Below are 21,602 nucleotides of genomic sequence, written 5' to 3' on the forward strand. Positions count from 1 at the left end.
CATACCGACCCACTGTGTCAGGCGTATTCCGTCGCCGCGTCCAGCAGCCAGTCCGTGAGGTAGCCGGCGAAGGACGAACGCACCAGCACCCAGAACCCGGCCCTGGGCTCGTCGCGTGCGACCAGAACGACCTGGCTGCGTGCCAGTGTCGTCTGGGCGCAGCGGCCGGGGCCGAAGGCGCGCGGGTGGAGGTCCAGCGCGCAGCCGTGGGAGAGCAGGTCGCGGGCGCGGGGGCCCGTGACGAGAAGCGTGGTGCGCTGGGCGGAGACGTCACAGACGGACACGGGTTCGTCCCCGGCCGCCGAACGGATCCGGCTCTCCAGGTCCCGCTGCGTGCCGGGCCGGCCCACCACCAGCCACTCGTCGGGGCCGAGCCACAGTACGGTCAGCTCCCCGGTGCGTACGACGGTGTCGGGTTCCAGGGGCAGTTGCAGCCCCAGGGCGAGTCCCACCGCGTCCGCGGCCGGTCCCTTGGCGTCGAGGCGGACGTTCGCCTGTGCCAGGAAGGGGAGTTCGGCCAGCCGGATCGTGCCCCCGGAGGACCGGGTGACGGCCGCCAGCCGGTGGGCGGTGGAGGCCAGGGGGCTGCGCTGCTGCGCGGTCGGAGCGGTGTCAGCCATCGCGGCGGGCTCCCTCGGGGTCGTAGAGGACGGGGCTGGCGACGGTCACCGGGAGCAGCCGGTCGCCCACGGGTGCGTAGAGACGTTCGCCGATGCGCTCCCGGCCGCCCTTGATCAGGGCGAGGGCGAAGGTCCGGCCCAGTACCGCGCTGCGGTAGCTGGAGGTGACGTGGCCGAGCATCGGGACGGGCGGGGCGGGCAGTTCGCTGTCGGCGACCAGCTGCGTGCCCTCGGGCAGGAAGGCGGCCGGGTCCTCGGGGAGCAGGCCGACCAGGTGCTTGCGGTCGGGGCGGACGGTGTCGGCACGGGCGTAGGAGCGCTTGCCGATGAAGTCGGGCTTCTTCTTCGACACCGCCCAGCTCATGCCCAGGTCCTGCGGGGTGACCGTGCCGTCGGTGTCCTGGCCGATGATCGGGTAGCCCTTCTCGGCGCGCAGGACGTGCATGGTCTCGGTGCCGTACGGGGTGATGCCGTACGGGGCACCGGCCTCGTACAGCGCCTCCCACAGGGCGAGGGCGTGCCACGGCGACACATTGATTTCGTAGGCGAGTTCGCCGGAGAAGCTGATCCGGCACACCCTGGCCCCGATGCCCGCCACGGTCGTCTCCCGCCACGCCATGAACGGGAAGTCCTCGTTGGACACGGCCAGTTGCGGCGCCAGTGCGCCGAGGACCTCGCGGGAGCGGGGGCCGACCAGGGCGACGGTGGCCCACTGCTCGGTGACGGAGGTGCAGTGGACGCGCAGCCCGGGCCACTCGGTCTGCAGCCACTCCTCCATCCAGTCCAGGACGGCGGCCGCGTTGCCGGTCGTGGTGGTGACCAGGAAGCGGTCCTGGGCGAGGCGGATGACGGTGCCGTCGTCGAAGACCATGCCGTCCGGGCGGCACATCACGCCGTAGCGGATCATGCCGACCTTCAGGGTGCTCATCATATTGGTGTAGAGCAGGTCGAGGAAGGCCGCGGCGTCCGGGCCCTGTACGTCGATCTTGCCGAGGGTGGAGGCGTCCATGAACGCGACGCCCTCCCGGGCGGCGCGGCATTCGCGCAGCACCGCGGCCTCCATGTCCTCGCCGTCGTGCGGGTAGTACCAGGGGCGCTTCCACTGGCCGACGTTCTCGAACAGCGCGCCGTGCGCGGCATGCCACTCGTGCAGGGCGGTCACCCGGACCGGGTCGAGCAGCGCGCCCCGGTCGCGGCCCGCCAGGGTGGCGAAGGAGACGGGGGTGTAGGGCGGGCGGAACGTCGGCAGGCCCAGCGCGGAGATGTCCACGCCGAGGAGTTCCGCGACGACTCCGCTGGCGAGGACGCCCGCGGTCTTGCCCTGGTCGCCCGCGGTGCCGGCCGTGGTGTAGCGCTTGGTGTGCTCCACCGAGCGCAGCCCGGCTCCGGTCGCGCGGGCCAGGTCGGCCACGGTCACATCGCGCTGGAGGTCGACGAAACGGGGGGCGCCGGCGGGGGCGGGGAGGGTGAACACCTGCATGGCCGGGGTGTGCGGTCGCTCGGCCACGGCGGGCAGGGCGGGCGCCTCGGCGCTGTAGCCCTCGGCCTCGATCGCGCGGGCGCCCGCGGCCGCGCCCTGGGCGAGCACCGCCGCCAGGGCCGGCTCACCGTTCGCGCTGCCCGCGACCTCGACCGCCTGGCGGCAGGTGTCGGGGACGAAGGCGCCGAGCGCCTCGTCGTGGCGGAGCCTGCCGCCCGCCTGGCTGAACAGGTGCGCCACGGGGTTCCAGCCGCCCGAGACCAGGAGGAGGTCGACAGCGAACTCCCGCCGTCCGGCGGACTCACCGTACGGGGCGACCCGCACGGCGGTGAGTCGCGCCCCGCCGTCCGTACCGGTCACGGCGTGGCCGGCCAGCACCTCGATCCCGGCCTCGCGGGCGCGGTCGGCCCACTCCCCCGGCTCGGACCGGGTGTCGACGACGGCGGCGACCTCGATGCCTGCCGCGGCCACGTCCAGCGCGGCGGCGTACGCGCTGTCGTTGGTGGTGAGGACGACCGCGCGGCGTCCGGGCAGGACTCCGTACCGGTTGACGTAGGTGCGGGCCGAGGCGGCCAGCATCACTCCGGGGCGGTCGTTGTCCGCGAAGGCCAGCGAGCGCTCGTGGGCGCCGGTCGCGAGGACCACGCGGCGGGCGCGGATACGCCAGACACGCTCGCGGGAGACGTTGTCCGGCGCCTCGGCGCCCAGGTGGTTGGTGCGCCGCTCGACGGCGAGGAGGTGGTTGTCGTCGTAGTAGCCGAACACGGTGGTACGACGCAGTACGCGCACCTCGGGGGCGGCGTCCAGGCGGGCCGCGGTCGCCGTCACCCAGTCGAGGTGTTCGCCCGTGCCGAGCAGGCTGCCGCCGGGCTCCGGCTGGTCGTCGGCGAGGATGACGCGCGCGCCGGAGCGGGCGGCTGCCGCCGCGGCGGCGAGACCGGCCGGGCCTGCGCCGACGATCAGGAGGTCGCAGTGGGCGTGCACGGCGTCGTAGCGGGCGGGGTCGGGGGTCGTGGCGAGTCGGCCCTGGCCGGGGAGGCTGGTCGCGACGAGGCCGTCGTGGAGTTCGACGGTCGTGGCCGGGAGCATCGGCTCGGGGAAGGGCTCCTCGATCTGGACGACCGCGTTGGGTTCCTCGACGCCTGCCGAGAAGATGCCGCGGGGTCGGCCGAGTTTGATGCTGGTCGCCGCCGTGATGACGCCGTTGGCGAGGAGGGCGGAGGCGAGGGTGTCGCCTCGGTGGCCCTGGTACTCGATGCCGTCGAAGGTGAAGGTGAGGGCGGTGTCGCGGTCTATGCGGCCGCCGGTGGGGGTGCGGAACGTACGGGTCTCGCCCTCGCCGCCCCTACCCGTCCCGTCCTGAGGGGGCTCCGCCCCTTCGACCCCGCTGGGGGCTGCGCCCGCAGACCCCCCTTCGGCCTGAACGGCCTGGTCCTCAATCGCCGGACGGGCTGGTGGTGCCGGCCGTGGCCGAGAAGTGACCGACGCCGGTTCAACCTCGGAAGGACGCGGCTCCCCGGCCCGATACACGGCCAGGATCTCGTTCGTCGCCGTGTCCCGTACCGCGTTGAACCAGCGGCGGCAGCCCGCCGCGTGGCTCCACCGCTCGGCGAACGGGCCCTTCGGATTGTCGCGGAAGAAGAGGTACCGCGCCCACTCCTCGTCGGTGAGGGCCGAGGGGTCCTCGGGATAGGGCACATGTGCCTGGCCGCCGTAGTGGAACTCGACCTCGTCGCGGGGCCCGCACCACGGGCAGGGGATGAGCAGCATGTCGTTCGGCTCCCTTGAGGATCCCTAGTGGGCCACCGCGGCCGCGCCGTGCTCGTCGACGAGCGCGCCGGTGGTGAAACGGTCGAGCGAGAAGGGGGCGTTGAGGGCGTGCGGGGTGTCGTGGGCGATGGTGTGGGCGTAGACCCAGCCGACGCCCGGGGTGGCCTTGAAACCGCCCGTTCCCCAGCCGCAGTTGAGATAGAGGTTGTCGACCGGGGTGAGGCCGACGATGGGCGAGGCGTCGGGGCTGACGTCTACGATGCCGCCCCAGGTGCGCAGCACATGGGCGCGGGCGAAGACCGGGAAGAGTTCGAGTGCGGCGGACATCTGGTGTTCGATGATGTGGAACGCGCCGCGCTGGGTGTAGGAGTTGTACGCGTCGATGCCCGCGCCCATGACCAGTTCGCCCTTGTGGGCCTGGCTGACGTAGACGTGGACCGCGTTGGACATGACGACCGTCGGGTGCACCGGCTCCAGGAGTTCGGAGACCAGTGCCTGCAAGGGGTGGCTCTGGAGCGGGAGTTCGATGCCCGCCATGGCGGCGAGGACCGAGGTGTGGCCGGCCGAGCACAGGGCCACCTTGCCCGCCGCGATCGGGCCGAGCGTGGTCCGTATGCCGACCACCCGGCCGTCGACCACGTCCAGGCCGGTGACCTCGCAGTTCTGGATGATGTCGATCCCGGCGGCGTCGGCGGAGCGGGCGAAGCCCCAGGCCACGTAGTCGTGCTTGGCGATGCCGGCGCGTGGCTGGTAGGTGCCGCCGAGGACTGGGTAGCGCACGTCGGGCGAGATGTTGACGATCGGGCAGACCTCTTCGACCTGCTCGGCGTCGAGCCATTCTGCGTCCACGCCGTTGAGCCGGTTGGCCTCGACGCGGCGCACGCTGTCGCGGACGTCCTGGAGGCTGTGGGCGAGGTTCAGCACACCGCGCTGGGAGAAGAGGATCGGGTAGTCGAGCTCCTCCTCCAGTCCCTCCCAGAGTTTCAGGGCGTGCTCGTAGATGCCGGCGCTCTCGTCCCACAGGTAGTTGGAGCGGATGATGGTGGTGTTGCGGGCCGTGTTGCCGCCCGCGAGCCAGCCCTTCTCCAGCACGGCGACATTGGTGATGCCGTGGTTCTTGGCCAGGTAGTGGGCGGTGGCGAGGCCGTGTCCGCCGCCGCCCACGATCACCACGTCGTACGACCGCTTCGGCTCGGGTGTGCGCCAGAGCCAGTCCGGGTGGTCGGGGAGGTCGGCGCCGGGGGTGCTGGGGCTCATCGGACGTCTCCGTCTTCCGAAAGGTGCGGGTAGAGCGGGTGCTTGGCCGCCAGTGCCTCGGTGCGGGCGCGCAGCGCGGGCACGTCGGGTTCGGGCTGGAGGGCAAGGGCGATGACGTCGGCGACCTCGGCGAAGTCCTCCTCGGTGAAGCCGCGGGTGGCCAGGGCGGGGGTGCCGATGCGCAGGCCCGAGGTGACCATGGGCGGGCGCGGGTCGAACGGGACGGCGTTGCGGTTGACGGTGATGCCGATCTCGTGGAGCAGGTCCTCCGCCTGCCGGCCGTCGAGTTCGGAGTGGCGCAGGTCGACCAGGACCAGATGGACGTCCGTACCGCCGGTGAGCACCCGCACTCCGGCGGCGGCGGTGTCCGGGCGGGTGAGGCGGTCGGCGAGGATACGGGCGCCGGCGAGCGTACGGGCCTGGCGTTCGGCGAACTCGGGCGACGCGGCCACCTTGAAGGAGACCGCCTTCGCGGCGATGACGTGCTCCAGCGGGCCGCCCTGCATGCCGGGGAACACCGCCGAGTTGATCTTCTTGGCGAGGTCGGCGTCATTGGTGAGGACGACCCCGCCGCGCGGGCCGCCGAGGGTCTTGTGCGTGGTGGTGGTGACCACGTGCGCGTGCGGGACCGGGCTGGGGTGCAGTCCGGCGGCGACCAGACCCGCGAAGTGCGCCATGTCGACCATGAGGAGGGCGCCGACCTCGTCGGCGATCCGCCGGAAGGCCGCGAAGTCGAGCTGCCTCGGATACGCCGACCAGCCGGCGATGATCATCTTGGGTCGGTGTTCCTTGGCGAGGCGTTCCACCTCGTCCAGGTCGACCAGATGGTCGGTCTCCGTGACGTGGTACGGCACGACGTTGAACATCCTGCCGCTGTAGTTGATGCGCATGCCGTGGGTGAGATGTCCGCCGTGGGCGAGGTCGAGGCCGAGGATCGTGTCGCCGGGGTTGAGGAGCGCGAAGAAGACGGCGGTGTTGGCCTGGGCGCCCGAGTGCGGCTGCACATTGGCGTATCCCGCGCCGAACAGGTCCTTGATGCGCTGGATGGCCAGGCGCTCGGTGACGTCGACGTGTTCGCAGCCGCCGTAGTAGCGACGGCCGGGGTAGCCCTCGGCGTACTTGTTGGTCAGGACCGAGCCCTGGGCCTCCAGCACGGCGGAGGGCGCGAAGTTCTCGGAGGCGATCATTTCGAGCGTGGACTGCTGGCGGTGCAGTTCGGCGCGGAGTGCGGCGTGGACCTCGGGGTCCAGCTCGGCCAGCGGGGTGTTCAGCGCGTTCATACGGGGTTCGCGTTCCTCTCGGCGGCCTCGACGACGTTGGCGAGCAGCATCGCCCGGGTCATGGGGCCCACGCCCCCGGGCATCGGCGCGAGCCATCCGGCGACCTGGGCGGCGTCCGGGTGCACATCGCCGACCAGCCCCTGGTCGGTGCGGGTGATGCCGACGTCCAGGACCGCCGCGCCGGGGCGCAGCATGTCCTTGGTGATCAGTCCGGGCGAGCCGGCGGCCGCGACGACGATGTCCGCCTCGCGGACGTGCCAGGCCAGGCCCTTGGTTCCGGTGTGGCAGAGGGTGACGGTGGCGTTCTCGGAGCGGCGGGTCAGCAGGAGCCCGAGGGGACGGCCGACCGTGATGCCGCGGCCTATCACGCACACCCGGGCCCCGGCGATCGGTACCTCGTGGCGGTGCAGGAGTTCCACGATGCCGCGCGGGGTGCACGGCAGCGGGGCCTGTGTGCCCAGGGTGAGCCGGCCGAGGCTGACGGGGTGCAGTCCGTCGGCGTCCTTGGCGGGGTCCATGCGTTCCAGGACGGCGTTCGCGTCCAGGTGGCGCGGAAGCGGCAGTTGGACGATGTAGCCGGTGCAGGCCGGATCGGCGTTGAGTTCGTCGATGACGTCCTCGACCTGTCGCTGCGTCGCGTCGGCGGGCAGTTCGCGGCGGATGGAGGCGATGCCGACCTGCGCGCAGTCGCGGTGCTTTCCGGCGACGTAGGCACGGCTGCCGGGGTCGTCGCCGACCAGGACGGTGCCGAGGCCCGGCGGCCGTCCGTCGGTGGCGGTCAGCTTGGCGACGCGCTCGGCGAGTTCACGGCGGATCTCGGCGGCGGTGGCCTTGCCGTCGAGCTTCTGTGCGGTCACCGGCGGTGTTCCTTCCCTCGAAGCTCTCGCGGGGTGCTGGGGGGTGTTGTTTGGATCAGGTCGGACGTCACGAACGGTGCGAACTGGCCGACCCCGAGCGGGGTCATGGGGGTCCCCCCTGTTCGAGCGCAGTCGAGAACTTGGGGGAGTCGGCGAGTGACGACAACGCGGCTGGGGGTCCCCCCTGCTCGAAGAGCTTGGGGAAGTGCGTGCCAGCCCCCGCGACGCCGGGACGATCCAAACGACACCCCCTAGCCGCGCAGACGGGACATGGTCGGGTCGAACAGGGGTTCCTCGGCGACGACCGCCTCGATGCGCCGGTCGAAGTAGCCGATGTGCACGGTGGTGCCGGGTGTGGTGAGTTCGGCCGGGAGCCAGGCGTAGGCGATGCCCTTGCCGATCGTGTAGCCGTAGGCGGCGCTGGTGACGTAGCCGACGGCGCGGTCGCCGTCGTACACCGGCTCCTTGCCCATGACGACGGATCGGGGGTCGTCGATGGTGAGGCAGGTCAGCCTGCGACGGACGTCGGCCTTGCGGCGTTCGAGTGCGGCCTTGCCGATGAAGTCGTCCTTGTCGGCCTTGACGGCGAAGCCGACACCGGCCTCGTAGGGGTCGTGCTCGTAGGTCATGTCGGTGCCGAAGGAGCGGTAACCCTTCTCCAGGCGGAGGCTGTTGAAGGCGCCGCGGCCCGCGATGACGCCGCCGAGCGGCTCGGCCGCGGCCCAGAGGGTGTCCCAGAGCTTCTGGCCCAGGTCGGCGGTGGTGTACAGCTCCCAGCCGAGCTCACCGACGTACGACAGCCGCATCGCGGTGACGGGGACGCTGCCGATGTGGGCGCGCTTGGCGCGGAAGTACTTCAGGCCGTCGTTGGAGAAGTCGGAGTCGGCGAGCGGCTGCAGGACCTTGCGGGCGAGTGGTCCCCACAGGCCGATGCAGCAGGTGCCGGGGGTGATGTCGCGGACGGCGACGGATCCGTCGGCGGGGAGATGGCGGGTGAACCAGTCGAGGTCGAGGTTGCCGTTGGCGCCGACCTGGAAGAGGTCGCGGGCGAGGCGGGCGACGGTGATGTCGCTGCGGATGCCGCCGTCGTGGTCCAGGAGCAGGGTGTACGTCACGGAACCGACGGACTTGTCGACCTTGCCGGTGGCCAGCCGCTCCAGGAAGGCGGCGGCACCGGGGCCGGCGACTTCGAGGCGCTTGAGGGCCGTCATGTCGTACATCGCCACGGTCTCACGGGTGGCCTGGGCCTCCGCACCGACGATGGGCGACCAGTACTGTGCGGCCCAGTCGTTGGGGGTGGGGATGGAGCGGCCTTCGACCAGGCCCGCGTTGGCCTCGTACCACTGCGGGCGCTCCCAGCCGTTCGCCTCCAGGAAGAACGCGCCGTGTTCCTGCTGGCGGGCGTGGAAGGGGCTGGTGCGGATGGGGCGCGGCTTTCCGGAGGGCTGGAGCGGGTGCAGGATGTCGTAGACCTCGACGAAGTTCTGGCAGTCGCGGGCCAGTACGTACTCCGGGGAGAGCTGGTGCGGCTCGAAGCGGTTGACGTCGCACTCGTGCAGGTCGAAGGACGAGCAGTAGCCGTCGACCAGCCATTCGGCGACGGCACGTCCGACGCCGGCGGAGTGGGTGACCCAGACGGCCTCCGCGACCCAGAAGCCCTTGACCTCCGGTGACTCGCCGAGGAGCGGGTAGCCGTCGGTGGTGAAGGAGAACAGGCCGTTGATGCCCTCCTCCACCTTGGCCTCCTTGGTCGAGGGCAGGAGGGACTGGGTCTCGGTCCAGGCTTCCTCGAAGTCCTCCTCGGTGAACTTCAGGACCGAGGGCATCTGGTCGGCCTCGTCCACGGAGAGGATGTCGTCGGCGGAGACGGGCATGGGGCGGTGGCCGTAGTAGCCGATGCCGATGCCGTCGAAGCGGTCGCGGTAGTAGAGGTCGGCGTCCTGGTGGCGCAGGATCGGGCGCACCGCCTCCTCGGTCTGGCCGGCGAGGGCCGGAACCGGGCCGGTCCAGGCGAGTTGGTGGGCGAGCGGGGTGAGCGGGAGGTTCATCCCGACCATGCGGGCGATCTTCGGACCCCAGATGCCGGCGCAGCACACGACGATGTCGGCGGGGATCTCGCCCTGGTCGGTCATGACGCCGGTGACGCGGCCTTCGCTCTGCCGTACGTCGAGGACCTCGTGGCGGGCCAGGAAGCGGACGCCGCGTTCGGTGGCCCGGCGGATCTGGGCCTCTACGGCGAGGACGGCCTTGGCGAGGCCGTCGGTGGGGACGAGGAGGCCGCCGAGGACCCGGTCGCGGTTGACGAGCGGGTGCTGCTCCACGCACTCCTCGGGGGTGAGCAGGCGGGCCTCGATGCCCCAGGCGGTGATCCAGCCGTGGCGGCGGTGCAGTTCGGCGAGGCGCGCTGGGGTGGTCGCCACCTCCAGGCCGCCGACCTGCAGGAAGCAGGGCTTGCCGTCGACGTCGAGGGAGCAGAACTTCTCGACGGTGTAGCGAGCCAGCTCCGTCATGGTCTTGGAGGGGTTCGTCTGGAAGACCAGGCCCGGGGCATGCGAGGTGGAACCCCCGGTTGCCGGAAGGGGGCCCTGGTCGACCACGGTCACTTCGGTCCAGCCTCGTGCGGAGATCTCGTCGGCGAGGGCCGCTCCCACGACGCCCGCTCCGATGATGACCACTCGGGGTCCCGCCATCGCCCAACCTCCGAACTTGATGCAGTCCAGTTGCTGTCTGCGCAACGTGATTCAGGTTGCGCAACTCAATGTGCCTGGCTCCGAGGAGGGGTGTCAAGGGGGTGCAGTACGTCGGTGAACAGCCCGGAAACGGGGGCGGGAGCGAGGCCGGACGCGACGGGGCCCGGCGGGCGGTCACTGCAGCGTGCCGGGCTTCGGGAAGGTCTTCGCCCCCGCCGCCCCTACCCGTCCCATCCCTGGGGGCTGCCGCCCCCAGCCCCCCGCTTCGGCCCGAACGGCCTCGTCCTCAAACGCCGGACAGGCTGAAGGAATCAGCGCGTCCCGGGTCTGACAAGCGGGGCATGACAGGGTCGCGGGGCACGCCCCGCGAAGGGTGTTACAGGGGAACGCAGCCCCTCTGGAAGGGTGCTGCAGCGGACGCATGTGGCCAAGCCCGCGAAGAGCACATGGCGCACCCCCGTCGGCGGTACAGGGAACACAGCGCCCGCCAGGCGCCGTCGGCCGAACCCCGACAAGGCGCGAGGGCCAAGCCCCGCGAAAAGCACACGGGACACCCCCGTCGGCAGAAGCCCGGCAAAGCACGCAGGCGAAGCTCGTCCACGAACAAAGTCGACGCGGCCCCCGCCAGGGACCGCAAGCCGAGCCCCACCAGGGCACGGAGGCAATGCCCCGCGACGTGTCCAGGGGACACAGCCCCGCCGAAACCTCGGGCCAAGCCCCGGCAGGGCACGGAGGCGAAACCCCGCCAAGGGTGGGGGACCCAGCCCCGCCAGGGACCGCAGGCCGAACCCCAGCAGGGTACGGAGGCCCCGCACGAAAGAGCGCACGAGACGCCAGCCCCGCCGGGAGTCGCAGGCGAAGCCCCGGCAAGGGTGCAGGGGACGCAGCCCCCGCCGGGAACCTCGGGCCAAGCCCCGGCCGGGCACGGGGGGCGAACCCCGCGCCGGATGTAGGGGACGCAGCCCCCGCCGGAATCCGCGGGCGGAGACCCGGCAGGGCACGTGGGCAAAACCCCTCCAGGGATACAGGCACCCCAGCCCCACCAGGGACCACAAGCCAAACCCCGGCAAGGCACGCAGGCGACGCACCGTCAGGGGTGTAGCGGGCACAGCCCCCGCCGCGAACCGCGAGCCGAGCCCCACCAAGGGTAGGGGCCCCAACCCCGCCAGGACCGCAGGCCGAACCCCAGCAGATGTACGGAGGCCAACCACGAAGAACGCACGGGACACCATCCCCACCGGGAGCCGCCGGCGGGACCCCGCGAGAGGTACAGGCGACCCAGCCCCCGCCAGCGGCCGCAGGCCGAACCGCAGCAGGGCACGCAGGCGAAGCCCCGGCAGGGGTGCAAGGGACGCAGTCCCCGCCGGGGGTGAGGGGTGGAGCCCCTGGGGATGGGACGGGTAGGGGCGGCGGGGGCGGAAGAACCGCGCCGCCCCCTGCCCCTACATCCACCCGCCGGAGGCAACCGGCTCTACTTCAGCCAGGCATCCACCTTGTCGCGGTTCGCCTCCACCCACTTCTTCGCTGCCGCCTCGTCGGACAGCTTGTCCACCGCGATGTACTTGGCCACCGTGTTCTGGTCGTCGTTCGTCCAGTTGAACTTCTTCACCAGGTCGTACGCCGGACTGCCGGACTTGGCGAACTTCGTGCTGACGATCTTGTCCAGGTTGTAGACGGGATAGTCGCACGCGACCTTGGCCGCATCCGCGTCGCAGCCCGTCTTGTACGCGGGCAGGTTGACCTTCACCAGCGGGACCTCGGACAGGAACCACTGCGGCTCGTAGAAGTAGCCGATCACCCACTGCTTGTTCTTCTCGGCCGTGCGGAAGGCCTGGATGAGCGCGGTCTCGCTGCCCGCGTACACCACCTTGTAGTCCAGCTTCAGGTTCTTCACGAGTGCCGCGTCGTTGGTGACGTACGACGGGTCGCCGTCGAGCAACTGGCCCTTGCCGCCCGACTCGGACGTCTTGAACTTGGACGCGTACTTGTTGAGGTTCTTGTAGTCGGTGATGTCCGGGTGGGCCTTGGCCAGCCACGGCGGCACGTACCAGCCGATGATGCCCTTGTTGCCGGTCTGCCCGGCGTCCACTGCGGTCTTCTGCTGGGTGATGTACTTCTTCTTCAGATCGTCGTGGCCCCAGTTCTCCAGGACGGCGTCCACCTCCCCGGTCCCGAAGCCCTGCCAGGCGATCTCTTCCTTCAGGTCCTTCTTGTTGACCGTACAGCCGAGGTCGTGCTGCGCGACGTACGCGACGACCGCCGCGTCCGCCTCGTAGCCCACCCACGGGTTGACCGCGAGATTGAACGTGCCGCACTTGCCGCCCGAGCTCTTCGATCCGCCCGCGGACGAACTGTCGCCGACCTTCGCCCCTCCGCAGGCCGTGAGGGTGAGGCCGAGGACGGCCAGGCCGGCCGCGCCGGCTCGCCAGTGTCTTGCCATGGTGTCCTGCTCCTTATGCCCTGGTGCGTCGCGCCGCAGCCTGAGTGATCCGGTCGAACATGACTCCGAGCAGTACGATGGCGAGTCCCGCCGCCAATCCCTTCCCGTACAGCTCTCCCTGCGAGAATCCGGCCACGACGTCGTAGCCGAGGGCGCCGGCCCCTACCAGGCCGCCCACAACAACCATCGACAGCACGTAGATCAGACCCTGGTTGGTCGCGAGAGTCAGGGCGCTGCGTGCCATCGGCAGTTGGACCTTGGTGATGATCTGCCAGGTGTTGCACCCGGCGGAGGAGGCCGCCTCCACGGTGGTCTCCGGTACGTTCCGCACCCCGTCGGCGATGATCTTGATCGCGACGGGCGCCGCGTAGACGACGGCCGCGACGATGGCGGTGAAGCGGGTGGCGCCGAAGAGCGCGAGGAACGGCACGAGATAGACGAACGGCGGCATGACCTGCGCCGCGTCCAGCGTGGGCCGGATGACCCGGTCGACCAGCGCGCTGCGGCCCATCCATACGCCGAAGGCGACGCCGAGCAGCATCACCAGTACGGTCGCCACGACGGTCGAGGCCAGCGTCGTCATGCTGTCCGACCACAGGCCCGTGCCGACCAGCAGGCCCACGCACACGGCCGCGGTCACCCCGGCGCGCCAGCCGCCGAGCACCACGCCGAGCCCGACCAGGGCCGCCGCGACCAGCCACCACGGGGAGTCGGTGAGCAGGGTCTGGAACGGGTTGAGCAGACCGTTGGTGATGGCGTCCCGGAAGGCGTTGGTGATGCCCGACAGATGGTCCTGCATCCAGGTGGTGGCCGTGTCGGCCGCGCTCGCGATGTTGCTTCCGATGCTGCCCTCGCCGGGGAACTCGGCCGCCCAGATGTAGGTGTGCGAGAGATAGACCAGGACGGCCGCCGCGACTCCGCCCGCCGCCAGCAGCGGCCGGCGCCACTTCAGGAAGCGGTCGCCCGAGCGCCGGGCCGCCTCGTCGCGTGCGGCCGCCGCCGTGGTGACCCGGTCCAGGACGATGGCCATGACGACGATGGCGAGACCGGCGTTGAAGGCCGTACCGACATCGAGCGACTGCAGTGCCTGCACGACGGTCTTGCCGAGTCCGGGAGCGTCGATCAGCGCGGCGATGGTCACCATGGCCAGGGCGGCCATGATGGTCTGGTTGATGCCCATGACCACGGTGCGCTTGGACAACGGCAGCAGGACCTTGACCAGTTGCTGCGAGCGCGTGGTGCCCAGCGAGTCGGCGGCCTCCGCGGTGGTCTCCGGTACGGAGCGGATGGCGTGCGCGGTGATGCGGATGGCGGGCGGTGCCGCGTAGATCACCGTGGTGATGGTGGCGGAGGCGCCGCCGATGAGGAAGAACAGGGTCAGCGGGGCGAGGTAGACGAAGGTCGGCATCGTCTGCATGAAGTCCAGGAAGGGCGTCATGATCCGGTTGAACCGGTCGGAGAGGCCCGCCCACACACCGAGCGGGATGCCGATGAGCAGGGCCACGAAGACCGCCGACAGGGTCAGCGACAGTGTGTCCATGCTCTCCTGCCACAGGCCCTGCAACCCGAGGAAGGTGAAGCCGGCCACGGCCAGCAGGGCGACCCGCCAGTTGCCCACGGCCCAGGAGACGTAGCCGGTGAGTCCAACGACGCCGAGCCAGCCGATCTGGGGGACCGGACGGCCGTCGGTGGGCTGGGAGATCAGCGACTGGATGAAGGTCACCAGGTTGTCGATGACCAGGCGGATCTCATTGAAGAAGTAGAGGAAGAGCGGGTTGGAGTCGCGGTTGGCGCCGATCGTGTCGTTGACGTCGTTCAGCCAGCGGTGCAGACCCGTGAGGTCGGCGGCGGCGAGGGTCAGTGTCTGCCGGCCGCGCAGCGCGGCGAACAGCACCAGCCAGACGATCAGGATCGCCGCCAGCACCATGGGCCGGCTGACCTTCCTGCGCAGGGGCGCGACCGGCGCGGTCGCGTCGGCGGCGACGGCCATCACACACCGCCCTGCTGTCCGGCGACGACGGCGAGGATCTCCTCGTCGCCGACGATGCCGAGCAGTTTGCCGTTCTCGACGACCTTGACCGGCTTCTCGGCGGCCAGCACCGCGCGGGTGGCCTCGCGCACCACGACGTCCGGGCCCAGTTCGGGTCCGTCGAGGGCGTCGTCGGGTTCGGCGGGGCGCATGATCCAGCGCAGGGTGAGGACGTCGCCCCGTGGCACGTCCTGGACGAAGTCCCGTACGTAGTCGTCGGCGGGGGCCCCGACGAGTTCGTCGCCGGTGCCGCACTGGACCATCTTGCCGTCGCGCATGATGAGGATGCGGTCGCCGAGCTTGAGGGCCTCGGAGAGGTCGTGGGTGATGAACACCATGGTCTTGCCGACCTCGTGGTGCAGCCGGATGACCTCGTTCTGCATGTCGCGGCGGATCAGCGGGTCGAGCGCGGAGAACGGCTCGTCGAAGAAGAGGACGTCCGGGTCGCCGGCGAGGGCGCGGGCGAGGCCGACGCGCTGCTGCATACCGCCGGAGAGCTGGTCGGGATAGGAGTTCTCGTATCCGGCCAGGCCGACCAGTTCGACGACCTCCATGGCCCGCTTGGTGCGCTCCGCCCTGCCCATCCCGCGGATCTCCAGGCCGAAGGCCACGTTGTCGACGACCCTGCGGTGGGGCAGCAGACCGAAGTGCTGGAAGACCATGGAGAACTTGTTGCGCCGCAGTTCGCGCAGCCGCCTGGGATCGGCGCCGCGGATGTCCTCGCCCTCGAAGACGATCTCGCCCGCGGTGGGTTCGATCAGCCGGGTCAGGCAGCGCACCAGGGTGGACTTGCCGGAGCCGGACAGACCCATGACGACGAAGACCTCACCGGGCGACACCTCGAAGTTCACATCGCGCACGGCGGCGGTGCATCCGGTGCGGTCCATGAGCTCGCGGCGGGTGAGGCCGCACAGTTCCTCGGAGTCCGGCACCTGGTCGGCCTTCGGCCCGAACACCTTCCACAGCCGGCGCACGGAGATGACCGGGGTGCGGTCCTCGGGATCCTGGGACGTGTCGCGCCGCTGCGACACCTCGGTCTGTGCTGGGGTCACGATCGACCTCTCTTCGGCGTTCAGCCGCGGAACCAGTGCTGCGGCCGGGGTTGGATGTTCTGCCAGACGTGCTTGGGCTCTCGGTATTCGTCCAGACCGGTCGGTCCCAGCTCCCGGCCCACGCCCGAGTGCCCGAACCCACCCCATTCCGCCTGCGGCACGTAGGGGTGGTAGTCGTTGATCCACACCGTGCCGTGGCGCAGCCGGCGCGCGACCCGCTGGGCCTTGCCCGCGTCCTGCGTCCAGACGGCTCCGGCGAGTCCGTACTCCGTGTCGTTGGCGATCCGGACGGCGTCGTCCTCGTCGGAGAACCGCTCGACGGTGAGCACGGGACCGAAGGACTCCTCGTGCACCACGCTCATGTCCTGCCGGCACTCGTCGAGGACGGTGGGCGGGTAGTAGAAGCCGTTCGCCAGCGCGGGGTCGTCGGGGCGCTCGCCGCCGCAGCGCAGTACGGCGCCCTCGGCGATGCCCGCCGCGACATACGCCTCGACCTTGTCCCGGTGCTGTGCGGAGATCAGCGCACCCGTCTCGGCCTCGGCGTCGAAGGGCCCGCCGAGGCGGATCTGCCGGGCGCGGCGTACGAGTTCGTCGACGAAGGCGTCGTGCAGGCAGTCCTCGACGATCAGCCGGGCGCCGGCCGAGCAGACCTGCCCGGAGTGCAGGAAGACCGCGGTGAGCGCGAAGTCCACGGCGGTCTCGAAGTCCGCGTCGGCGAAGACGACGTTCGGGTTCTTGCCGCCGAGCTCCAGCGCGACCTTCTTCACCGTCGCGGCGGCGGTGGCCATGATGTGCCGTCCGGTGTGGAGGCCTCCGGTGAACGACACCATGTCCACGGCCCGGTCCTCGGCCAGCGGCGCGCCCGCCTCGGCTCCGGCGCCCAGCACCAGATTGGCGGCGCCGGCCGGGAGTCCGGCCTCGTGCAGGGCCCGCATCAGCAGGATCGAGGTGGAGGGCGTCAGCTCGCTGGGCTTGAGCACGATCGTGTTGCCCGCGAGGAGGGCGGGGGCGACCTTCCAGGAGGCCTGCAGCAGCGGGTAGTTCCACGGGGTGATCAGTCCGCAGACGCCGACGGGCTCGTAGGTGACCCGGCTGAGGGCGTCGTCGCGGCCGGTGTCGACCACCCGGCCGGCGCTGGTGCCGGCTATGCCGCCGTAGTAGCGGAAGCAGGAGACGACATCGGCGATGTCGTACTCGCTCTCCACCAGACGCTTGCCGGTGTCGAGCGACTCGGCGCGGGCGAACTCCTTGGCGTCCCGCTCGATGAGGTCGGCGGTGCGCAACAGCAGTGCGCCGCGCTCACGTTCGGGGGTGTGCGGCCAGGGGCCCTCGTCGAAGGCCCGGCGGGCCGCGGCGATCGCGGCCCCGGTGTCGGCGCGGGTCGCTTCGGACACCGTCGCCACCAGCGTGCCGTCCGCCGGACAGCGGATCTCCCGGTGGCCTCCGGCCACCGCTTCGCGCCATTCTCCGTCCACATACAGGTCTGCCACGAGCGGAGCCCTTCGACCGAAATTCGTTGCGCATCGTGCATCGAATTGCTTGTGGGGGAACCCTGACCGACGCACAGAGATACGTCAAGGGGTCCCGACGTTTTCACAAGGGCCGAATGTCCCTCTCTTGACCGCCGACAGTCCCAGGCTGAACTATGTTGCGTATCGCTCACCCAGTTGTGTATTACGCATCAGCGGAGGCCTGCGTATGTCCCCTAGACCGCAATCCGGCCGTGAGTACGTCCTCACCCTCTCCTGTCCCGACCGGGCCGGACTGGTCCACGCAGTGAGCGGCTACCTCGTCAGGAACTCGGGAAACATCCTGGAGAGCCAGCAGTTCGACGACCGGATCCAGGGCCGCTTCTTCATGAGGGTCCACTTCAACGTGTCCGATCCGGACACCCGCCTGGAACAGTTGCGTTACCGATTCGGGCCCGTCGCCGAGGCCTACGGGATCTCCTGGACCCTCCGGGACGCCGCGACGCCGACGCGGACGCTCATCATGGTGTCCCGGTTCGGACACTGCCTGAACGACCTGCTCTTCCGCTGCCGCACCGGCGCCCTCAACATCGAGATCCCGGCGATCGTCTCCAACCACCGTGACTTCGAGTCCCTGGCAGAGACCTACGGCATCCCCTTCCACCACATCCCGGTGACCCGGGAGACCAAGCCCGAGGCGGAGGCACGTCTGCTGGAGTTGATGCGGGAGCTGAACGTCGACCTCGTGGTGCTGGCCCGCTACATGCAGGTCCTCTCCGACGACCTGTGCAAGGAGCTGGAGGGCCGCGCCATCAACATCCACCACTCCTTCCTGCCGAGCTTCAAGGGCGCCAAGCCCTACCAGCAGGCGTACGAGCGAGGGGTGAAGCTGGTCGGCGCGACCGCGCACTATGTGACGCCGGAGCTGGACGAGGGCCAGATCATCGAGCAGGACGTGGTCCGGGTGGACCACTCCCTCGACCCGGACGACCTGGTCACGGTCGGCCGCGACGTGGAGGCACAGGTCCTGGCCCACGCGGTGAAGTGGCACACGGAGAGCCGCGTGATGGTCGACGGGAACCGCACGGTGGTCTTCCGCTGAGCGGCGGCGCGCACACCGGGCGGGGCTGGAATCACCGGATTCCAGCCCCGCCGGGGCGTCCGTATACAGGTGCCGGCGCTCAGCCGAGCCGGTCGAGCAGGGCCCGGCGCCACCTCTCCGTCTCCGCGACCTGGTTGAACGTGAAGACGTGAAGGCCCGCCACGTCCGCCGAGGGCGCGGCCAGCGCGTCCGCGCTGCGCTCCAGGAGTCGCTCGGGCGCATAACCCCCGGGCGCCGCGAACCGCACGAACCACGGCGCGTGTCTGGTCAGGAAGCGTGTGGACTCCCCCACCCCGATCTTCGTCGCCATGGACAGCAGCTTCGCGCGCTGCACGGGCCCGGCGACGCCCACATACAGGGGCAGCGTGACGTCACGGCGCCGTATCCGGGCGATCCAGTCACCCAGCGCGCGCGGATCGAAGCACAGATTGCTGACGATGTACGTGGCGTGCGCGCGCTTGTCCCACATCGCCTGGATGGTGATGTCGTCGTGGATGAGCGGATGGCTCTCCGGATATCCGGTGATCCCCAGCCGTGCGAAGGGGCTGCCCAGTTCGCTCAGTCTGCGCAGCGCAGGCAGCGCCCCGTCGTACGGCCCGGCAGGCGGGTCGGCGTCGCCCGCGGGGACGAAGACGTCGTCGACACCCGCCGCGAGCAGCCGCTCGACCGTGTCCTTGAGGTGCGTGTCGTCCCGCAACAGCCGCGCGGGCACGTGCGGGACGACCCGGTAGCCGTGCGCCGTGAGCCGCTCGGTGAGGCCGAGCGTCGGCTCCAGGCCCTTGACCGGCGACGCCGTGACGGTGACGACGACGTCGCGCGGGACATGGGCGAGGACCTTCTCCTCCGTCGCCTTCGCCGGCAGCACCTCGTAGCGGACGCGGTCCAGCAGCGTCCGCAGGGCCTTGGCGCCCAAGGCCTACCCGGCCTGCTTCTGGGCGTCGCGGTGGCGGTAGTAGGCGGCCTTGGAGGGCGCCGCCGGCTCCTTGCCGAGGATCAGGTCGGCCGCCTTCTCCGCGATCATCATCACCGGCGCGTAGATGTTGCCGTTGGTGACGTAGGGCATGACCGAGGCGTCGACGACACGCAGCCCGTCGAGGCCGTGCACCCGCATGCTCAGCGGGTCGACCACGGACATCTCGTCGGTGCCCATCTTGCAGGTGCACGAGGGGTGCAGGGCGGTCTCGCCCTCCTTGGCGACCCAGGCGAGGATCTCCTCGTCCGTCTCGACGGAGGGACCGGGCGAGACCTCGCCGTCGTTGTACGGGGCGAGCGCGGGCTGGTCGAGGATCCGGCGGGCCACACGGATCGCCTCGACCCACTCCCGGCGGTCCTGCTCGGTGGAGAGGTAGTTGAAGCGCAGCGCCGGGTGCTCGCGCGGGTCCTTGCTCTTGATCTTCACGGAACCGATGGCGTCGGAGTACATGGGCCCGACGTGCACCTGATAGCCATGGCCGCCGGCCGGCGAGGAGCCGTCGTAGCGGACCGCGACGGGCAGGAAGTGGAACATGAGGTTGGGGTAGTCGACGTCCTCGTTGCTGCGGGCGAAGCCGCCGGCCTCGAAGTGGTTGGTGGCCGCCGGGCCCTTGCGGAACAGCCACTGGAGCCCGATGAAGGGGGCGCGCCACTTCGCCATGTACGGCTGCATGGAGACGGGCTTCTTGCAGCCGTACTGGACGTACACCTCCAGGTGGTCCTGCAGGTTCTCGCCGACGCCCGGCAGGTCGTGCACGACGTCGATGCCGAGGGCGGACAGTTCGGCGGCGTTGCCGACGCCGGAGAGCTGGAGCAGCTGCGGGGAGTTGATGGCGCCGCCGCACAGGATGACCTCACGGGCCCGCACCTGCTGCGGCCCGCCGCGTCCACGCCGGTACTCGACGCCGACGGCGCGCTTGCCCTCGAAGAGGACCCGGTTGACGAAGGCGCGGGTCTTGACGGTGAGGTTGGGCCGCTTGCGGACCGGCTTGAGGTACGCCTTGGACGCCGAGAGACGCCGTCCGCGGTGGACATTCCGGTCGAACTTCGCAAAACCTTCCTGTCGATAGCCGTTGACGTCGTCCGTGGGCGCGTAGCCCGCCTCCTCCGTGGCCTTGAGGAACGCGCCGAAGAGGGGGCTGGTGGCGGGGCCGCGCTCCAGGACCAGAGGGCCGTCGTGGCCGCGGAACTCGTCGTCGGGGTCGGCCGCGAGACAGTTCTCCATGCGCCGGAAGTACGGAAGACAGTGGGCGTAGTCCCAGGTCTCCATTCCGGGATCGGCGGCCCAGCGCTCGTAGTCCATGGGGTTGCCGCGCTGGAAGATCATGCCGTTGATGCTGCTGGAGCCGCCCAGCACCTTGCCTCGGGCGTGATACACACGCCGGCCGCCCATGTGGGGTTCGGGCTCGGACTCGTACTTCCAGTCGTAGAAACGGCTGCCGATGGGATAGGTCAGCGCCGCGGGCATGTGGATGAACACGTCCCAGGGGTAGTCCGGCCGCCCCGCCTCCAGGACCAGCACCCGGTTCGCCGGGTCGGCCGAGAGCCGGTTGGCCAGTGCGCTGCCGGCTGATCCACCACCGACGATGACGAAGTCGTAGTGCAGGGGAGCCATGGTGCCTCGTCTCGCTCGCTCGCGCTGTCAATACGCGAGGCATGCTAATACGGGTGTCGCTATACGCACCAGGTTGCGAACAACGCAACTTGCAGGCTCCGCGTTTCCGCACGGTTACTTGCAAGACTGTTGTTTACTGCGCGTATAGTTTCGCTATGAGCAACTACAGTCCAGATACCGAAACAAACGGTGCGCCGGCCGGCGGGGTGCAGTCCGTCGATCGTGCCATCAGCGTCCTGGAGATCCTGGCCCAGCGCGGCGAGGCGGGCGTCAGTGAAGTGGCCGCCGAGATCGATGTTCACAAGTCCACCGCGTTCCGGCTGCTCGGCGCCCTGGAGGCGCGCGGGCTGGTGGAGCAGGCGGGCGAGCGCGGCAAGTACCGGCTCGGCTTCGGCATCGTACGCCTGGCCGGTGCCGTCACGGGGCGCCTCGACATCACGCAGCAGGGCCGCCCCGTCTGCGAGCGGCTCGCCGAGGAGATCGGCGAGACGGTGAACATCGCCGTGATGCAGGAGCACTACGCGATCAACCTCTACCAGGTACGCGGCCCGGCCGCCGTCGCCGCGCACAACTGGGTCGGCGAGCTGACCCCGCTGCACGCCACGTCCAGCGGCAAGATCCTGCTCGCCCATCTGCCGGCCCAGGAGCGCGCCGCGCTGCTGTCGGAGTCCGGCCTGAAGAAGATGACCCCCCACACCCTGACGGCCAGGACGAAGCTGGAGAAGAACCTCGCCGAGGCCCGGGAGCGGGGCTACGCCGCCACGCTGGAGGAACTGGAGATCGGACTGCACGCCATGGCCGCACCGGTGCGTGACCGGGACGGCGAGGTGATCGCCGCGATCAGCGCCTCCGGGCCCGCGTACCGGTTCACCGAGCAGCGCATGCACGAGCTCGCCCCGGTGCTCCTCAAGGGCGCGGAGGAGATCAGCCACCGAATGGGCTACCTGGGCTGAGCGGCCCGCACCTGCT

14 protein-coding genes are annotated in these 21,602 nt (G+C 70.4%); 2 read left to right on the forward strand and 12 right to left on the reverse strand.

Annotated elements, in window-relative coordinates; all coding sequences use genetic code 11:
* Positions 1–17 precede the first annotated feature (17 nt).
* The 10 genes from ACFY1J_RS26965 to ACFY1J_RS27010 form a co-directional block, all read right to left on the reverse strand.
* Positions 18–620: a sarcosine oxidase subunit gamma gene (locus tag ACFY1J_RS26965; protein ID WP_390732114.1), complete on the reverse strand. Its 603-nt coding sequence runs from the start codon at positions 618–620 to the stop codon at positions 18–20.
* The gene (locus ACFY1J_RS26970; protein ID WP_390732115.1) at positions 613–3,870 is read right to left on the reverse strand and encodes a sarcosine oxidase subunit alpha family protein; all 3,258 of its coding nucleotides are present in this window, start codon (positions 3,868–3,870) and stop codon (positions 613–615) included. Before ACFY1J_RS26970 ends, ACFY1J_RS26965 begins: the two co-directional genes overlap by 8 nt.
* A 24-nt stretch (positions 3,871–3,894) precedes the next feature.
* Positions 3,895–5,127 carry a sarcosine oxidase subunit beta family protein gene (locus tag ACFY1J_RS26975; RefSeq protein ID WP_390732116.1) on the reverse strand — a complete coding sequence of 411 codons (1,233 nt, stop codon included), beginning with the start codon at positions 5,125–5,127 and terminating at the stop codon, positions 3,895–3,897.
* Positions 5,124–6,407 carry a serine hydroxymethyltransferase gene (gene glyA / locus ACFY1J_RS26980; protein ID WP_390709541.1) on the reverse strand — a complete coding sequence of 428 codons (1,284 nt, stop codon included), beginning with the start codon at positions 6,405–6,407 and terminating at the stop codon, positions 5,124–5,126. Before glyA ends, ACFY1J_RS26975 begins: the two co-directional genes overlap by 4 nt.
* Positions 6,404–7,264, reverse strand: coding sequence for a bifunctional methylenetetrahydrofolate dehydrogenase/methenyltetrahydrofolate cyclohydrolase (locus ACFY1J_RS26985; protein WP_390709542.1), 861 nt, complete (start codon positions 7,262–7,264; stop codon positions 6,404–6,406). The genes glyA and ACFY1J_RS26985 overlap by 4 nt, the downstream gene beginning before the upstream one ends.
* A gap of 251 nt (positions 7,265–7,515) precedes the next feature.
* On the reverse strand, positions 7,516–9,954 hold the full coding sequence (locus ACFY1J_RS26990) for an FAD-dependent oxidoreductase (RefSeq protein ID WP_390709543.1): 2,439 nt from the start codon (positions 9,952–9,954) through the stop codon (positions 7,516–7,518).
* Positions 9,955–11,425: 1,471 nt separating this feature from the next.
* The gene (locus ACFY1J_RS26995) at positions 11,426–12,394 is read right to left on the reverse strand and encodes an ABC transporter substrate-binding protein (protein ID WP_390709544.1); all 969 of its coding nucleotides are present in this window, start codon (positions 12,392–12,394) and stop codon (positions 11,426–11,428) included.
* A 13-nt stretch (positions 12,395–12,407) separates the two neighbouring features.
* Positions 12,408–14,384, reverse strand: a complete 1,977-nt coding sequence (locus ACFY1J_RS27000) for an ABC transporter permease (RefSeq protein ID WP_390732117.1) — start codon at positions 14,382–14,384, stop codon at positions 12,408–12,410.
* Complete coding sequence (locus ACFY1J_RS27005) at positions 14,384–15,475, reverse strand: glycine betaine/L-proline ABC transporter ATP-binding protein (RefSeq protein WP_390732118.1); 1,092 nt, start codon at positions 15,473–15,475, stop codon at positions 14,384–14,386. The genes ACFY1J_RS27000 and ACFY1J_RS27005 overlap by 1 nt, the downstream gene beginning before the upstream one ends.
* A 20-nt stretch (positions 15,476–15,495) precedes the next feature.
* Positions 15,496–16,965 carry an aldehyde dehydrogenase family protein gene (locus ACFY1J_RS27010; protein WP_390732119.1) on the reverse strand — a complete coding sequence of 490 codons (1,470 nt, stop codon included), beginning with the start codon at positions 16,963–16,965 and terminating at the stop codon, positions 15,496–15,498.
* Between the two features lie 208 nt (positions 16,966–17,173).
* Here ACFY1J_RS27010 and purU point away from each other — a divergent pair, with 208 nt between their 5' ends.
* The gene (purU, locus tag ACFY1J_RS27015) at positions 17,174–18,046 is read left to right on the forward strand and encodes a formyltetrahydrofolate deformylase (protein ID WP_390732120.1); all 873 of its coding nucleotides are present in this window, start codon (positions 17,174–17,176) and stop codon (positions 18,044–18,046) included.
* 79 nt (positions 18,047–18,125) lie between these two features.
* Here purU and ACFY1J_RS27020 read toward each other — a convergent pair whose 3' ends face one another.
* Positions 18,126–18,959 (reverse strand): 5,10-methylenetetrahydrofolate reductase, encoded by an 834-nt coding sequence (locus tag ACFY1J_RS27020; protein WP_390732121.1) that lies wholly within the window; start codon positions 18,957–18,959, stop codon positions 18,126–18,128.
* Positions 18,960–18,962: 3 nt separating this feature from the next.
* Positions 18,963–20,633, reverse strand: a complete 1,671-nt coding sequence (gene betA / locus ACFY1J_RS27025; RefSeq protein ID WP_390709549.1) for a choline dehydrogenase — start codon at positions 20,631–20,633, stop codon at positions 18,963–18,965.
* A gap of 155 nt (positions 20,634–20,788) precedes the next feature.
* Between betA and ACFY1J_RS27030 the strand changes: the two genes are divergently transcribed.
* Complete coding sequence (locus ACFY1J_RS27030) at positions 20,789–21,586, forward strand: IclR family transcriptional regulator (RefSeq protein WP_390709550.1); 798 nt, start codon at positions 20,789–20,791, stop codon at positions 21,584–21,586.
* Positions 21,587–21,602: the final 16 nt, after the last annotated feature.

This window comes from Streptomyces sp. NPDC001406, from assembly GCF_042895285.1.
Lineage (GTDB): Bacteria > Actinomycetota > Actinomycetes > Streptomycetales > Streptomycetaceae > Streptomyces.

Coding starts and splice junctions, on each gene's coding strand:
- ACFY1J_RS26965 (WP_390732114.1), bottom strand. CDS start 620: ATGGCTGACACCGCTCCGACCGCGCAGCAGCGCAGCCCCCTGGCCTCC.
- ACFY1J_RS26970 (WP_390732115.1), bottom strand. CDS start 3,870: ATGCTGCTCATCCCCTGCCCGTGGTGCGGGCCCCGCGACGAGGTCGAG.
- ACFY1J_RS26975 (WP_390732116.1), bottom strand. CDS start 5,127: ATGAGCCCCAGCACCCCCGGCGCCGACCTCCCCGACCACCCGGACTGG.
- glyA (WP_390709541.1), bottom strand. CDS start 6,407: ATGAACGCGCTGAACACCCCGCTGGCCGAGCTGGACCCCGAGGTCCAC.
- ACFY1J_RS26990 (WP_390709543.1), bottom strand. CDS start 9,954: ATGGCGGGACCCCGAGTGGTCATCATCGGAGCGGGCGTCGTGGGAGCG.
- ACFY1J_RS26995 (WP_390709544.1), bottom strand. CDS start 12,394: ATGGCAAGACACTGGCGAGCCGGCGCGGCCGGCCTGGCCGTCCTCGGC.
- ACFY1J_RS27000 (WP_390732117.1), bottom strand. CDS start 14,384: ATGGCCGTCGCCGCCGACGCGACCGCGCCGGTCGCGCCCCTGCGCAGG.
- purU (WP_390732120.1), top strand. CDS start 17,174: ATGTCCCCTAGACCGCAATCCGGCCGTGAGTACGTCCTCACCCTCTCC.
- betA (WP_390709549.1), bottom strand. CDS start 20,633: ATGGCTCCCCTGCACTACGACTTCGTCATCGTCGGTGGTGGATCAGCC.
- ACFY1J_RS27030 (WP_390709550.1), top strand. CDS start 20,789: ATGAGCAACTACAGTCCAGATACCGAAACAAACGGTGCGCCGGCCGGC.